The 14,160-nt window shown below is 59.3% G+C and carries 11 protein-coding genes and 3 pseudogenes; 3 read left to right on the plus strand and 11 right to left on the minus strand.

What is annotated here, in order from left to right:
• Positions 1-3: 3 nt before the first annotated feature.
• Positions 4-578 (plus strand): annotated as a pseudogene (locus tag G5S47_RS08225) (transposase); the annotation flags it as partial.
• A gap of 74 nt (positions 579-652) precedes the next feature.
• On the opposite strand, the gene G5S47_RS08230 reads toward G5S47_RS08225, so the two are convergent.
• Positions 653-1,390, minus strand: a complete 738-nt coding sequence (locus tag G5S47_RS08230; RefSeq protein WP_219585555.1) for a DeoR/GlpR family DNA-binding transcription regulator — start codon at positions 1,388-1,390, stop codon at positions 653-655.
• Between the two features lie 620 nt (positions 1,391-2,010).
• Here G5S47_RS08230 and G5S47_RS08660 point away from each other — a divergent pair.
• Positions 2,011-3,012, plus strand: coding sequence for an MFS transporter (locus G5S47_RS08660; protein ID WP_308339589.1), 1,002 nt, complete (start codon positions 2,011-2,013; stop codon positions 3,010-3,012).
• Between the two features lie 129 nt (positions 3,013-3,141).
• On the opposite strand, the gene G5S47_RS08240 is transcribed toward G5S47_RS08660, so the two are convergent.
• A complete protein-coding gene (locus tag G5S47_RS08240; protein WP_219585556.1) occupies positions 3,142-4,248 on the minus strand; it encodes a glycerate kinase in 1,107 nt (368 codons plus the stop codon).
• 161 nt (positions 4,249-4,409) lie between these two features.
• Between G5S47_RS08240 and G5S47_RS08245 the strand changes: the two genes are divergently transcribed.
• Positions 4,410-5,384 (plus strand): aldose epimerase family protein, encoded by a 975-nt coding sequence (locus G5S47_RS08245; protein ID WP_219585557.1) that lies wholly within the window; start codon positions 4,410-4,412, stop codon positions 5,382-5,384.
• A gap of 145 nt (positions 5,385-5,529) precedes the next feature.
• Here the strand turns inward: G5S47_RS08245 and mmsB are convergent, their stop codons facing one another.
• From mmsB to G5S47_RS08285, 9 genes and pseudogenes are all read right to left on the minus strand, one after another.
• On the minus strand, positions 5,530-6,693 hold the full coding sequence (gene mmsB / locus G5S47_RS08250) for a multiple monosaccharide ABC transporter permease (protein ID WP_103632890.1): 1,164 nt from the start codon (positions 6,691-6,693) through the stop codon (positions 5,530-5,532).
• A complete protein-coding gene (gene mmsA / locus G5S47_RS08255) occupies positions 6,690-8,240 on the minus strand; it encodes a multiple monosaccharide ABC transporter ATP-binding protein (RefSeq protein WP_006680558.1) in 1,551 nt (516 codons plus the stop codon). Before mmsA ends, mmsB begins: the two co-directional genes overlap by 4 nt.
• Positions 8,241-8,281: 41 nt before the next feature.
• Positions 8,282-9,403: a multiple monosaccharide ABC transporter substrate-binding protein gene (gene chvE / locus G5S47_RS08260; protein WP_006680559.1), complete on the minus strand. Its 1,122-nt coding sequence runs from the start codon at positions 9,401-9,403 to the stop codon at positions 8,282-8,284.
• A 460-nt stretch (positions 9,404-9,863) separates the two neighbouring features.
• Positions 9,864-10,883 (minus strand): acetylxylan esterase, encoded by a 1,020-nt coding sequence (locus G5S47_RS08265; protein WP_219585558.1) that lies wholly within the window; start codon positions 10,881-10,883, stop codon positions 9,864-9,866.
• A 240-nt stretch (positions 10,884-11,123) separates the two neighbouring features.
• Positions 11,124-11,255, minus strand: coding sequence for a hypothetical protein (locus G5S47_RS08625; RefSeq protein WP_257878459.1), 132 nt, complete (start codon positions 11,253-11,255; stop codon positions 11,124-11,126).
• Positions 11,256-11,284: 29 nt separating this feature from the next.
• A complete protein-coding gene (locus tag G5S47_RS08270) occupies positions 11,285-11,827 on the minus strand; it encodes a hypothetical protein (RefSeq protein WP_131367600.1) in 543 nt (180 codons plus the stop codon).
• 27 nt (positions 11,828-11,854) lie between these two features.
• A complete protein-coding gene (locus G5S47_RS08275; RefSeq protein WP_006680562.1) occupies positions 11,855-13,114 on the minus strand; it encodes an ATP-binding protein in 1,260 nt (419 codons plus the stop codon).
• A gap of 100 nt (positions 13,115-13,214) precedes the next feature.
• Positions 13,215-13,763 (minus strand): annotated as a pseudogene (locus tag G5S47_RS08735) (IS3 family transposase); the annotation flags it as partial.
• A 14-nt stretch (positions 13,764-13,777) separates the two neighbouring features.
• Positions 13,778-14,080 (minus strand): annotated as a pseudogene (locus tag G5S47_RS08285) (transposase); the annotation flags it as partial.
• Positions 14,081-14,160: the final 80 nt, after the last annotated feature.

The following is a 14,160-nucleotide window of genomic DNA, read 5'->3' on the forward strand; positions in this document are numbered from 1 at the left end:
ACACGCCACGCCACCTGGGCGAACACGATCATCAACGCCCTGGACGCCCAGTCCGAGGTGCTGGTCGGCACCGACGCCGCTGGCGTGGTGCTCCCGCACCTGGCGCGCCAGCTCATCGCCCTGCACGCCCATAGGCGTGACGTCGCCTCTCAGGTCGAGGCCCTGGTGGAGGCCCACCCTCTTTACCAGGTCCTGACCTCCATGCCCAGCATCGGGGTCAGGACCGCCGTGTTCATCACCCAGACCCTCGGACGCGCCTTCGAAACCGGCGCACACCTTGCCTCCACGCAGGACTCACACCAGTCACCCGCAGATCTGGATCCTCCATCCGAGGCGAATATGTTTCCCACGCAGGCAAAAAACGACTCAAAAAGGCGATGTTCCCGTCCGCCTTCGCCTCGCTGCGCTCGGACCCCATCTCAAGGGCCTACTACGACTGAAGGATCACCCAAGGTAAACGCCACAACCAAACCGTCATCCTCCTCGCCCACCGGCGCATCCTCACACACCACGCCATGATCCGAGACGGCGCCCTCTACACCCCCAACCCGACAACAAACCTGCCACCAGCCGCTTAACACACCACATAGGGATACCCCCTGCTCGCACTTCCGAATCGCAGCCCTTCAACCAATCTCCCCGATCAGAACCCCTAGGGTGCGACTCTTGCACGGATAAGCGGAATCGGATAGTTTGCGGCCGTGATCGGGCTCAAAAGCGAGTCCGTGATTCCGGCGTTGAAGTCCTCGATACCCAGGATCTTATACATCGCCTCTCGTCCGAACTTCGTAGAGTCAGCGACGAAGAAGGCGTCCGAGGCGATCCGACGAACGGTTCGTTGTAGTTCCAAGGAATACCCAGAGTTGCCGTAGATGCCATCTTCCATGACAGAACTCGTGCCGAAAATCGCAACGTTGAGGCGCATGCGATTGAGTTGATCAATGGCGGTGGGTCCCCAGATGTGAGTCCTCAGTGGGAGTAATTCCCCGCCGATGATAATGAGGTTTAGAGCGGGATGTTTCAGGATCTCCGAAGCGATGGGCAGATCGTGAGTGACGACGGTGAGTGAGCGGTGCTGAAGGCTTCTCGCCACCTCGAGACAGGTCGTGCCCGAGTCAAGGAATACAGTCTGGCCTTCAAGGATTCGTTCGGCCATGGCGAATCCGATCGCCCGCTTCTCGTAAAGCTGTGGACACGGGGTAGCATCATGGGCTGTGGCGGAGTAAGGGACGGCACCTCCATGGGTTCGTCGGATGCTATTTGCCGCATCAAGAGCAACGAGATCCCGCCGCACGGTTGAAACATTCACATTGAGTGCTGTGGCGAGGGAGTTCACGGATTCGAATCCGGATCTGTTCACCATGTCGACGATAACATCGTGGCGTTTCATGCGAATGCTCCAAGAGTGGGTTGTTCCTGAGGTGCCGACACGTCGCTGTGCGACTCAAGTAGGATAAGGATATCCGCACGGAATCGCCTGTGCGTGCTTTCGCGCATGACGCGTCGTGCACATGTTGAGGTCGACGGAACCAACAGACGCCCATCGAGCACTACGCGTAGTTGAGCCTAGATGAGTAAGTCCAAGGTAACGGATGTGCGGCGTGGTGTTGTGCCCTGGGTTTGGTGGAGGCAGTGATGATTAGAAAGGATCACTGTGGTGACTGCTTCGAGGGAGTATCCAGATGAGCTGCGTGAGCGGGCGACTCGGATGGCGTTGGAGGCGTGTTGGGACCCTGTGAGGTCGGGGGGCGCGATCAGTAGGATCGCTGGTGAGTCGGGTGTGCATTCAGAGGTTTTAACGTCGCTTCGCCCACCTGTTCAAGGGCGGGGGCGATCCTGAAACTCTGGCACGCCTGCAGGCGATTGCTGACCGAAATATCCGTCGCTACGGCTTGATCGACGCAGATCAGCTAGACGAAGACGTTCTCGACCGCGTCCTGCGCGCACCCGAAGATCCCGAGGGTCGCTTCGCAGACGACGAGACCGCCAAGTAAGGAAGAGGACCACACAATGACGATGGAAACTCAGCCCTTCGCGATCACACTGAATGTGGGGTCGTCGCTGGCAAACGAAACCGGTTCATGGCGCACTGAACGCCCCGTGTACGTTAACCTTCTTCCTCCGTGTAACGTCGCATGCCCCGCTGGCGAGAACATTCAGCAGTGGCTCTACCACGCTGAAGAAGGCGACTACGAGGGCGCATGGCGTGAAATCATGGTCAACAACCCGCTACCGGCAACGATGGGTCGCGTCTGCTACCACCCGTGCCAGACCGCATGCAACCGTGTGCAGGTCGACGAGGCCGTTGGTATTAACGCGATCGAGCGCTTCCTTGGCGACAAGGCAATCGCTGAAGGGTGGACGGTTCCGGTGACCGCTCCCGATTCGGGGAAGTCCGTGCTGATCGTTGGCGCCGGCCCCTCCGGTTTGTCGGCTGCCTACCATCTGCGCATGGCTGGCCACCGCGTGCATATCAAGGAAGCGGGCCCGATGGCCGGTGGCATGATGCGTTTCGGTATCCCGTCCTACCGGTTGCCTCGTCACATCCTCGAAGCGGAAATCAAGCGCATCAAAGACATGGGCGTCACCTTCTTCCTCTTCAGCCTCGCCCTCGTCTTCGCGTTCGGGATCGCGCCCTACACGCTCGCCGACGGCACGATCTCGGCGGACATCCCGGCGTTCGTCCCGTGGCTCGTCGTCGTCCTCGTGTCCCTCTTCGTCTTCGCGAAGCAGTCGGGCACAGTCAACTGGGTTCTCGTATCCGAGATCTTCCCCGCCCGCATCCGCGGCGTCGCCCAAGGCTTCGCGGTCGGGTGTGGCTGGCTGATGAACGCGGTTGTTACCTGGGTATTCCCGGTGATGATCGCCCATTTGGGAGCTGCGAAAACCTACGCGGTCTTCGGTGCCATCAACGTGATTTCCCTGCTCTTCTACATTTACATCGTGCCCGAAACAAAGGGCGTTTCATTGGAAGACTTCGAGGAAGAATTCGCGCTCGAACACGGCTACTGAGCTCCCACCAGTACTTTCAACCTCGTCACTCGGGCCAGATCCGAGGTGAAAGATGGCAGAAGATCCCGGCCTCGTACCTATTCACGAGGCCGGGATCTCTACTTAGTCGTACTCCTTACGAAGCCCGAATTACTCAGCGTTCAACGCACTCGCAACCGCGGCGCGCAGGTTCTTTTGACCGTTCTTCAGTGCTTCTTCGAGCGACTCAGCCGGATCGCCGACCTTCACGATCTTGGAAACGCCGTGCTCAAGCAGGATTTCAGCACCTTCTTTAATTCGGCCGGCGAAGACCATGACGGGGACACCGGCGGCGCGCGCGATAGCTGTGACCCCAGCGGGGGTCTTGCCGTTGATCGTCTGAGAGTCGACCGAGCCTTCGCCTGTGAACACCCAGTCGGCTCCCTGCACCGCATCGGCTAAGCCGACCGCGTCGGCGACAAGGTCAATTCCGGGCGTCAACTCCGCATGGAGGAAGGCACGTAGCGCAAACCCAAGGCCACCCGCGGCACCCGAGCCCGGCAGAAGCGCGTCGTCTCCGTGACCACTGGCGGTGGCGAAATGCAGATGGAGGGAATCGAAGAATTCGACCTGTTCGGGCTGGACTCCCTTTTGCGGGCCAAAGACTGCGGTGGCGCCTTCAGGCCCGTTCAGCGGGTTGGTCACGTCGCAAGCGACCTTGACGCTCACTCCATCCAGCAACCCATCCAAGGCAGACGTGTCAACGCTCGCTACTTGGTCGAGGTTTTCTAGCTTCGGGGCAAGCTCTGCACCATCCGCATCGAGAAGACGTGCTCCGAGCTCAACAAGCATTCCAATGCCAGCGTCATTTGTGGCGGACCCACCGATTCCGATCAGCAGTTCGCGTGCGCCACGCGATAGGGCATCGCAAATGATCATGCCGAGGCCAGCAGTATTGGATTCGACGACATTACGTTCGTGGGGAGCGACCAGTTCAATTCCCGCACACGACGCAACATCAAGGACGGCTCGCCCGTCCGCGAGCGCGTATTCGGATTGAATCGGTCTGCCCAGGGCATCCACGCTGTCGACCGTGATTCGGCGAGCTCCCCACGCGGTTGCAACGGCTTCAATGAAGCCTTCACCACCGTCGGACATGGGGACGCGCACGCAATCGGCATCGGGGTACACGTCATGGATTCCCTTTTCCATTGCCGTTACTGCTTCCAATGCGGTCATGTTCTCTTTGAAAGAGTCGGGTGCGAGGATGAATTTCACGGCGTTTCCTTGGGTGAGCAGGTGCCAGCACAGGGGTAGTACGGACAAACAACATCATCACTGTTAACAACTAACAATAACGCGTATTGCTTGTTGTGAGAGCGGAATTGACTAGGCTAAGAACAGGAACTGCCCTAAAGAAAACTGACGAAGGAGTCCAGATGAGCGTTTCGATCGGCACCGGTAAGGTTCGTGCAACTATCCAAATTCAGGGCGCGATGACGACCGCACTTTTCGAGGCAGGAACGGATAAAGAGTTCACTCCCTCATACGTTGCCACGTGGGAAGGTTTCCCCGAGGCCCCAATTTTGGACAAGCTTCGTGGCGACTTCCTCTGCGTCCCTTTCGGCGCCGCACCCGAAACTGCCGAAGAACTGCCCGAGGGATGGCGTAACGGTCACAACGGTGCCAGCCCCTGGATTCATGGCCCCTCCGCAAACCTGCGTTGGAATGTCGAGGCGCTGGAAGCCGACTCTGCCCTGCTCAGCCTGGACTACGCCGACGACAACCCGGTAAAGCGCGTGGAACGTCGCGTGACCTGCGTTGAAGGTGCTGTTGAATTCGAAGACTCAATCATCATGCGCACCGATGCTCGTCTGCCACTTGGTCTACATCCCATCTTCCGTCTTCCTAAGAACACCGGAGATGCTCACATCGAGCTCGGCGAAGCCGATGAGTTCTGGGCTTTCCCAGCCGACTCGGGAACGACGGTTCTTGAACGTGGTGCGCGTTTCAGCGACCTTGCCAAGGCACCTCGAGCTGACGGTGGCACGATCGATCTGACTCGCCTTCCCCTAACCGAAGAGGTTGACGAAATCGTTCTGACCGCGGGTCCCAAGGAGGGGCGAGTCACCTTGGTCAACGATGCTGAAGGATACAAGGCCACCCTTGAATGGGATCGCACCCTGTTGAATAACGTCATGTTCTGGATCTCCAACCACGGCCGTAAGGGTGCTCCGTGGGGAGGAACCAACCTCTGTCTAGGCGTCGAACCGATTACCTCGGCATTCGACTTCGGTGAAGGTGTTTCAGCAGCGACCAACCCTCTGACGGAAGCCGGATATGCCACCGCGATCGATTTAAAGGCAGGTCAGACCTACACGATTACTCACCGCATCAGTGCCGAGCGCATCTGAGGCCTAGTAATACGTTTGAGAAACAGCGCAAAGGCTGACAGACGCATGTGACCCCGAAGGAATTCCTTCGGGGTCACATTATTCAAGCCAGGTGTTTAAACCACCCTCTGCGATTAAGGCGTATCAAGCACGCGCTTGTTCAACCTCAGTTCTTCTTCGAGGAGATCAGGTCAACAGCGACTGCGAGAATCACAACGAGACCCTTGATGGACTGCTGCCATGCGGAGTCGACTGCCAGAATCGACAGGCCCATGTTCAGAACGCCCATGATGAGTGCACCGATGATGGCACCGGAGATCTTACCGATACCACCGGAGACCGCAGTACCACCGATGAAGGCTGCTGCGATAGCGTCGAGTTCGTAGTTGTTACCTGCGGTTGCGACTGCAGCACCTGCGCGGGAGGTCGTGATGATGCCGGCGAGTGCGGCAAGGAAGCCCATGTTCACGAAGACCAGGAAGTCAGTGCGCTTGGTGTTGATACCGGACAGCTGGGCTGCGCGGAGGTTGCCACCAACGGCGTAGATGTGACGACCGAACTTCGTCTTCGCCATGACGAACGAGTAGATGACCACCAGGACGCCGATGATGATGAGAACGATCGGGGTCCCACCGGAGGACAGGGAGAGCAGGTAGGTCACGAAGGCGATTGCCAGGGCTATCAGGACCTGACCGGTGACGAACAATCCGAACGGGATGACCGCTGCACCTGCCTTGACATCCTTTGCGCGACGGCGGAAAGAGGAGAAGAGCGCGACTGCGATCGTTGCGATACCGATAACCAGAGTGACGACGTCAAGCATGCCCGCGTAGCCGAGGAACGGGGGCAGGGATCCGGCTGCGATGGCCACGAAGCCCGACGGCAGACCGGAAACGGTTGCTTCTACGAGGACGATCGCGAGGCCACGGAAGATGAGCATGCCACCCAGGGTGACGATGAACGCGGGGATGCCAACGTAGGCAACCCAGAAGCCCTGCCAGCAGCCAATCAAGATACCGAGAAGCAGACCGATGACCACTGCAAGTGGCCACGCAACGTGCATCTGGTACATGAGCAGTGCGACCACGCCACCGACGAAGGCGACGACAGAGCCGACAGCGAGGTCGATGTGGCGGGCGATGATGACCATGGTCATGCCGATGGTCAGGACCATCACGTACGCGTTCTGCTGAATCAGCGAGGCGATATTGTTCGGGGCCAAAAGGCGGCCACCGGTAAGAATGTTGAACAGGATGACAATGACGACGAGCGCACCGAGAATCCCGTACTGCTGGAGGCTGCCCTGCAGCCGTTTGGTCGACTCTTTCATCGTGCTTCCTTCACTCGTTCCTTGGTCATGAGCTTCATGAGAGATTCCTGTGTTGCTTCGGCCGCGGGAACGACACCCGTGATCATGCCTTGGCTCATTGTGTAGATGCGATCGCAGATGCCCAGAAGCTCGGGCAACTCCGACGAGATGACGAGGACAGCGTGACCCTCATCGGCTAGTTGCTGAATGATTTGGTAGATCTCGTACTTGGCACCGACGTCGATGCCTCGTGTCGGCTCGTCAAGGATGAGGATCTCGGGATCGGTGTTGATCCACTTGGCTAGGACAACCTTCTGCTGGTTGCCACCGGACAGGGACGACGCGAGTGCGTCGATCGACGAGGTCTTGATGCGAAGCTTCTGTCGGAAGTCTTCGACCAGCGCATCCTCGTCATGGGACTGGATGACGTGCCCCTTGATGATCTTGTCGATGGCTGCAATGGTGACGTTCTTGCGAATGTCTTGGATCAGGTTCAGCCCCATCGTCTTGCGGTCTTCGGGGACATATGCCAGGCGGTGGCTGATCGCCTTGGTCACGGTGGAGGTGTCGATGACCTCGCCGTTCTTGCGAACTTCACCGCTGATCGAGGTGCCGTACTGGTGACCGAAGATGCTCATGGCAAGCTCGGTACGTCCCGCACCCATCAGACCGGCCAGGCCGGTGATCTCTCCGCGGCGCAGTTCGAAGCTCGCGTCGTCGACGACCTTTCGGCCAGTGTCGATCGGGTGGTGAACGGTCCAGTTGGAAACTTCGAGGATTGTGTCGCCGATGGTCGGCGTGTGCTCCGGGAAGCGGTTGGACAGTTCGCGACCGACCATCTTGGCGATGATTTCGTCTTCGGTTACGCCTTCGGGGCGGTGCATGTCGATGTAGCCGACGGTCTTGCCGTCACGGATGATCGACGTGGAGTCGGCGATCTCGCGGATTTCTCCCAGCTTGTGGGAGATGATGATCATGGTGATGCCCTCTTCGCGGAGCTGACGCATCAGCTCAAGCAGGTGCTCAGAGTCATCGTCGTTGAGTGCTGCGGTCGGCTCGTCCAGGATCAGGAGCTTGACGTCCTTGGACAATGCCTTTGCGATTTCAACGAGCTGTTGCTGGCCAACGCCCAGGTCGACGACGCGCGCGTCAGGGTTGACGTCCAAACCGACCTTGTCGAGCAGTTCCTTCGCCAGAATCTTGGTTTCGTGCCAATCAACGAATCCGGCACGTCCCCGTTCGTTGCCAAGGAAAATGTTTTCCGCAACGGACAGGAACGGGGACAGCGCCAGTTCCTGGTGAATGATGACGATGCCGACATCCTCCGATTCACGGATGGACTTGAATCGGCACTCCTCACCGGCGTACTCGATCGTGCCGTCGTAGGAGCCGTACGGGTAGACGCCCGATAGCACCTTCATGAGGGTCGACTTGCCGGCGCCGTTCTCGCCGCAGATGGCGTGGACTTCGCCGCGTCGGACCTCCATCGTCACGTCGTCGAGGGCCCTCACACCGGAGAACTCCTTGACGATGTGCGTCATGCGCAGGACCAGTTCATCGGTCTGCATCATTCACCTCAGTTTCTAGGAGAGTTACTTACGTCCGAGGATCAGAGACCGAGGTCTGCTGCCGTGTAGAAGCCCGAGTCAACGAGCTTCTCTTGGACGTTGTCCTTCGTGATGACGACCGGATCGAGCAGGAACGAAGGAACAACCTTCATGCCGTTGTCGTAGGACTCGGTGTCGTTGACCTCGACCTCAGTGCCCTTGACGATCTGGTCGACCATCTTGGCGACGCGATCACCGAGAGCGCGGGTGTCCTTCCAGACGGTCATGGATTGCTTGCCAGCGATGATGTTCTGGACGTTTGCCTGGTCGGCGTCCTGACCGGTCAGGACCGGCCACGCATCGGCGGTGTAGCCGTCCGAGTCGAGCGCCTGGGAGATGCCGAGTGCGAGGGAGTCGTTCGGGGAGAGGATGGCTTCAACCTTCTTGTCGGAATAGAAGGAATTGAGGCGGGTTTCCATTTCTGACTGTGCGGTGGTGGACATCCATGCCTGGATGCCGATGGACTGCCAATCGTCAACGGATGACGGTGCCTTGCCGGACGGAACGGTCAGCATGCCGGATTCAACGTAGGGCGAGAGGACGTCCCATGCGCCGGAGAAAAAGAACTTGGCGTTGTTGTCATCGGGGGAACCGGAGAAGGGTTCGAAGTTGAACGGACCCTTGCCGTCCTTGAGGCCGAGGGATTCTTCGATGTACTGGCCCTGCAGCTGGCCGACCTTGTAGTTGTCGAAGGTCGCGTAGTAGTCGACTGCTTCGGTGTCGCGGATCAGGCGGTCGTATGCGATGACCGGGATGCCTGCGGACTTGGCCTGTTCTAGAACGGGAGCCAGTGCGGAGCCGTCAATGGAGGCGACAACGAGGACCTTGGGGCCTGCGTTGATCATGTTCTGGATCTGGGTGATCTGCTGTTCAACCTTGTTGTCTGCGTACTGCAGGGAGACGTCGTAGCCTTCGTCCTTCAGCAGTTCTTCGAGGTGCGAACCGTCACGGTTCCAGCGCTCGAGGGACTTACTCGGCATTGAAACACCGATGAGGCCACCTTCACCGCCAGCTGCTGCGCCGGATTCGGACGAGCCACCGCGTTCTGCGGAGCAAGCGGCCATGCCAAAGGCCATGGATGACGCTGCAAGTGCAACGAGCGTCTTCTTTGCAATTCCTCGCATTGTTTGGCTCCTTCGCCATTGTGCGGTGTCGCTTCAGCACGACCCGCGGGTCTGTGATTCAAAATGGGATGTTCACGAATCTGGGGAGTATGCGTTGCTCCCCTTCACGCAGGGGGTACGAGGCCACCTGCGCATTCAGTCTTCAATTCTGGAGAACCGTGGAGGCTGGGGTGGTTTCTTCCTATAGCCACCGCTAGCCGGCTAGTAGGGAGGGTAAACCCCAATTCCCTTTTGTTCCCAAACAAAACATAAACGGTGACACACGCCTCGTCAAGACAAAAACAAACTGTCACCCGTTTTCACACGGTTTTCGGGGAACATTTACCCCTATCTTGGACTTTTGCGGACTCTGAAAAACTAGCCTTGAACTGCGATTTTTCCTGATTTAAGCACCGAAGTCGCTATTTTCGATTGTTATGCAACAATTTCATAACAACACCTGCGTTTCACACTCTACAACTCAGTCGACAAGGCCCAAGAAGTCTTTCACCCACAACACCTGACGGTGCCACTGATACAGGCCACCACCCTCATGCTCGTTGAATGCGTGGGCATCAATCTGGGCACTCGGTCGCTGTCCGCCAGCCTCAACCACCTTTTCACCCCACCAGTTTTTCGCTGCATACACCGTCGACGGCGGGCAACAGATATCCATGAGCCCGGTCGAGAACAACGCGGGAATCGTCGCGCGCTTCCCCAGCGACACAATGTCAAAGTAGGCGAGGGTCTCAAACACCATCTCGTCACGGCCACGGAACACGGACAGGTAGTGGACAACTTCCTGATAGGGCGTATGTTCGCTTAATCCGACCGCACGGCGGAAGTCGGCCATCCACGCAACGTCGGGCATTGTAGCCAAAACGCGCGAGTTCAGAACGCCGGCCACAACGGACAGCGTGCCACCCTGACTTTGCCCGGTGACAATGATCCGCTTCTCGTCGCAGTGCGGAAGGTGCGCAGTAGCCTCAACCGCGTGGTGCGCGTCGATATAGATCCGACGGAAGTAGTAGTCGTGAGGGTCTTCGATTCCACGTGTCATGAGTCCGAACTGACCAACGCCCAGGGGATGCGGATCGACGGTGTCCGCCCCTGTCCCCCAGTTTCCGCCTTGGCCACGGTTGTCCATGACTAGGTGCGCAAAGCCCGCGCCCGCCCAGCCGAGGTGCTCGTACGGGAGGCCTCGTCCACCGCCGTATCCGCGGAACTCGACAATGGTGGGCAATTCTTCGCCGGGCTGAGCCGTTGCAGGAATTGTCAGCCACGCCTTGATCGGATCGCCCGCGTACCCGCCGAAGGTCACGTCGAAGACGCGGTGAGTCTTCACCACCAGATCGGTGACCTCTTCGAGCTGAACGGAACGCGGGTCGAAAGGATTCTCTTCAAGAGTCACCGCCCAAAATTCATCGAAGTCTTCGGGCTCGAAACTATCGGGGCGATAGGTTTCCAACTGGTCCCGGTCAAGGTCGAAGAAGGTCGACATGTGTACTCCTGCGTGTGCAATCCCCCGTGGTGCACCGTCTTTGGCAAACATCGACAATGGGGGAAACGATTCCTCACACCTGTTTAGCAGATGGGACAAGCCTCCCGCCTTCTACACGCAGCGACTGGGCACAGTTCACCATCGCACTGCATCTCAGCTCTCCCTCAATTGACGAGGCCGGCCACACTTCAAAGCCCTCAGCCTATTGAAAGGCCGGCGGCAAAGAAGTATCAGCTGATATCAGTCCCGGGAAGCCAGAACCTTCGCAGCCTGCTTCGCCACACCGAGGGCGACGTATTCGGCGGGCTCGGGCAGTTCCACTGCAGCATCCAACATGTCTGCTGCCAGGGCCTGAACGGCCGGCGACTGCACCGCCGGAGCGCGGGATCCGGAAGGATCCGTCAGCGGTCGTGAGCTTCACGGCGTCCGTAGCCTGCACGTCGGCATCCGCGGCGCGCATCGAGGCCCCGGAGTGCGACGCCTACTGGGCGCTCCCCATCGATTCGGGCACCTCCGTCCTCGAGGTCGGCGCTGTCTTCGAGGATCTCGCCGCCGCTCCCCGCTCCGACGGATCGACCATCGACCTCACTCGAGTCCCGCTCGGCGTCGAGGTCGACGAGATCGTCCTCATCGCCGAGCCGAAGGAGCCTCGCGTCGCCCTTGTCAACGAGGCGGAGGGGTACCGCGTCGGCGTCGAATGGGATCCGACGTATCTCAAGAGCGCGATGCTGTGGATGTCCAACCGCGGGCGCAAGGGGCTGCCCTGGGGCGGGACGAACCTCTGCCTCGGGGTCGAGCCAATCACCTCGGCCTTCGACTTTGGGCAGGGCGTCTCTGCCGGCGACAACCCACTGGCGAAGGCCGGATACTCGACCGCCGTCGACTTCGAGGCCGGGCGGACCGCGGATCGGCTGAGACGCTTCATACCCCGGGTCTTCCGGCATCGAACACGCAACGGAAGGATGCAACAGTCATGCAGTCAGGCACGCGAGAGGGACGACGAGGACACCGTCGTCCCTTCGATATGCGGTTCGACCTGCGGTAAGCACGGCGAGGAATGACGGCTCGCCCATCCGCTGCGTGTCAACGCGATCGCGTAGGGCGGACAGATGCTTCGCCGCCTCATCGATTTGCGAACCGCCGAGCTTCACTTCGATCGGGGCCCAACGCCCATCGGCAAGGACGATCACCGCATCGGCTTCAAGTCCCGTTTTATCGCGATAGTGGAATACTTCGCCGTCGTTGTATTCCGCGTACACCCGAAGGTCGTGAACGCACAGGGATTCGAACTGGAGGCCGAAGGTCTCCATGTCCTTCAGCAGCGCCGCGGGAGTCGCGCGCATGAGCGCCACTCCGATCGACGGATCCGAGAAGTGACGGGTCGGACTCGTACGCACGGCGGTTTTCGAGCGTAGCGCTGGATTCCATGCGGCGAGGTCCTCGATCACATACGCGCGAGTGAGAGCATCGAGATAGTCACTCACGGTGTTCGGCGGCATCGCCTCATCATTGACCGCGAGGTCGGCCGCGATCGTCGTCTGCGCCGCCTCGGTCGAGACACGCCGAGCATACGCCCTCATAAGGGCGCGCATTCGAGTCGCATTGCGGTTCACGCCATCCATGCGCGCAGCATCCGAACCGATGAGCCCCTCGACATAGGTGCGTGCACGCCGCCCGACATCAGCAGTCGCCGCAGTGACTGCCTGAGGCCACCCTCCCCTACACAGAAGTTCGACAATCCTTTCGACGTCGAGCGGGGCGATGGCCGCGACGTCGCCCTCGCCATCGAATAGAGCCCTCAGGGAGATCTCCCCACTCGAGTCGCCAGCCTCCGCCAGACTCATCGTACGCATGACGAACCGCTCGATTCTGCCGACTCCCGAGTGGGCTCCCACGATCGAGGGCGTCGAAGACCCCGTGAGGATGAACTGGCCCGCTTCACCGCGACGGTCGACGCAAAAGCGCACCGCGTCCCAGAGTTGAGGGGCCATCTGCCATTCGTCGATCAGCCGAGGAATAGGCCCCTCGAGGAGCGCGGATGGCTTCACCTCCGCCAGCTGCCGGTAAGAGCTCGAGGTGTCGGGATCCTGCAAGTAGACGACCGATGCGGCGGCTTCCCGAGCGGTCGAGGTCTTACCACACCACTTGGGTCCGGCGATGAGGACGGCTCCGCTGGTTTCTAGCGATCGACGAAGCTGTTGATCGACGAAGCGAGGAATGTAGTCCGCCATCTACTTACCTTTCCCTGAATCTTGAGGAACAGTGTAAGTGATTGCGTGAGTTGGACGGCTTTCGTTGCGTGAGTTGGACGAATTCTATTGAGTGAGTTGACTCTGGGGCTTCGAGCGGCAAAGCTTCGGTCTTCATGGACGAGCGCGTGGACCAGCCCACGATCTTGCGAGAAAACACATCGGTCACGAACGCGGTGTACACAAACCCGACCTTCGTTCGCACGTACGTCATGTCCGCGACCCACAGACGATTCGGCCGATCAGCTGTGAACTGGCGGTTGACCAGATCCGCGCGCGTGTCTGCCTGTCTACCCTTGCGGGTAGTGATCGGGGCCCGGCCCCTGCGCACACCACGGATTCGCGCTGTCCGCATGAGGCGTGCGACCTGCTCACGCCCCACAGTCCAACCAGCACGCTTGAGGGCATGCCACATCTTGCGCACCCCATACACCCGATAGTTCGCCTCGAAAATCGCGGCGATCTCGCCTGTAAGGACGGCGTCATTGAACGATCGCGCGGATGGGGCTCGCGTATTTGCGGCTCGGTAGCCCCGCGAGGACAGAAAACCGCCCGCGCGCTCACGGTTCAACGTCTGACAGATGAACTCAACACTGAAACGATCACGATATGCGTCAATGAAGGCAATCATTTCCGACGTTGGGGGTCGAGTTCGGACGCGAAAAAAGCCGACGCCAACTTCAAAATCTCGTTCGTCCGCCGTAGCTCTGCGTTCTCCCGACGCAAGCGCTTGAGTTCGACGCTTTCCTCAGTGGAAACCCCAGGACGAACTCCCGCATCCACGCGCGCCCGCATTACCCACCGTCGAAGTGACTCCCTCGACGTTCCCAACTTCATCGCCGTATCAGCAATCACGCTTGTCTCAGACACTCCAGGATCATCCCGAAGCCGATCCTCAACAAGGCGTACAGCCCGATCCTGAAACTCTGTCGGATAGTTCCTTGGCATGCGAAATCCTCTCACAACAACCGAGGAACAAAACCCGGGGCGCTTCACCATGAACCAAACGCATGCCCCACAGCCTGCAC

The sequence above is a fragment of the Schaalia turicensis genome (assembly GCF_019380255.1).
GTDB lineage: Bacteria > Actinomycetota > Actinomycetes > Actinomycetales > Actinomycetaceae > Pauljensenia > Pauljensenia turicensis_A.

Bases quoted from the DNA above. Each gene is read 5' to 3' on its own strand.
- mmsA (WP_006680558.1), bottom strand. From the start codon at position 8,240: ATGCAGACCGATGAACTGGTCCTGCGCATGACGCACATCGTCAAGGAG.
- G5S47_RS08660 (WP_308339589.1), top strand. From the start codon at position 2,011: ATGACGATGGAAACTCAGCCCTTCGCGATCACACTGAATGTGGGGTCG.
- G5S47_RS08265 (WP_219585558.1), bottom strand. From the start codon at position 10,883: ATGTCGACCTTCTTCGACCTTGACCGGGACCAGTTGGAAACCTATCGC.
- mmsB (WP_103632890.1), bottom strand. From the start codon at position 6,693: ATGAAAGAGTCGACCAAACGGCTGCAGGGCAGCCTCCAGCAGTACGGG.
- G5S47_RS08275 (WP_006680562.1), bottom strand. From the start codon at position 13,114: ATGGCGGACTACATTCCTCGCTTCGTCGATCAACAGCTTCGTCGATCG.
- chvE (WP_006680559.1), bottom strand. From the start codon at position 9,403: ATGCGAGGAATTGCAAAGAAGACGCTCGTTGCACTTGCAGCGTCATCC.
- G5S47_RS08270 (WP_131367600.1), bottom strand. From the start codon at position 11,827: ATGCCGGAAGACCCGGGGTATGAAGCGTCTCAGCCGATCCGCGGTCCG.
- G5S47_RS08245 (WP_219585557.1), top strand. From the start codon at position 4,410: ATGAGCGTTTCGATCGGCACCGGTAAGGTTCGTGCAACTATCCAAATT.
- G5S47_RS08230 (WP_219585555.1), bottom strand. From the start codon at position 1,390: ATGAAACGCCACGATGTTATCGTCGACATGGTGAACAGATCCGGATTC.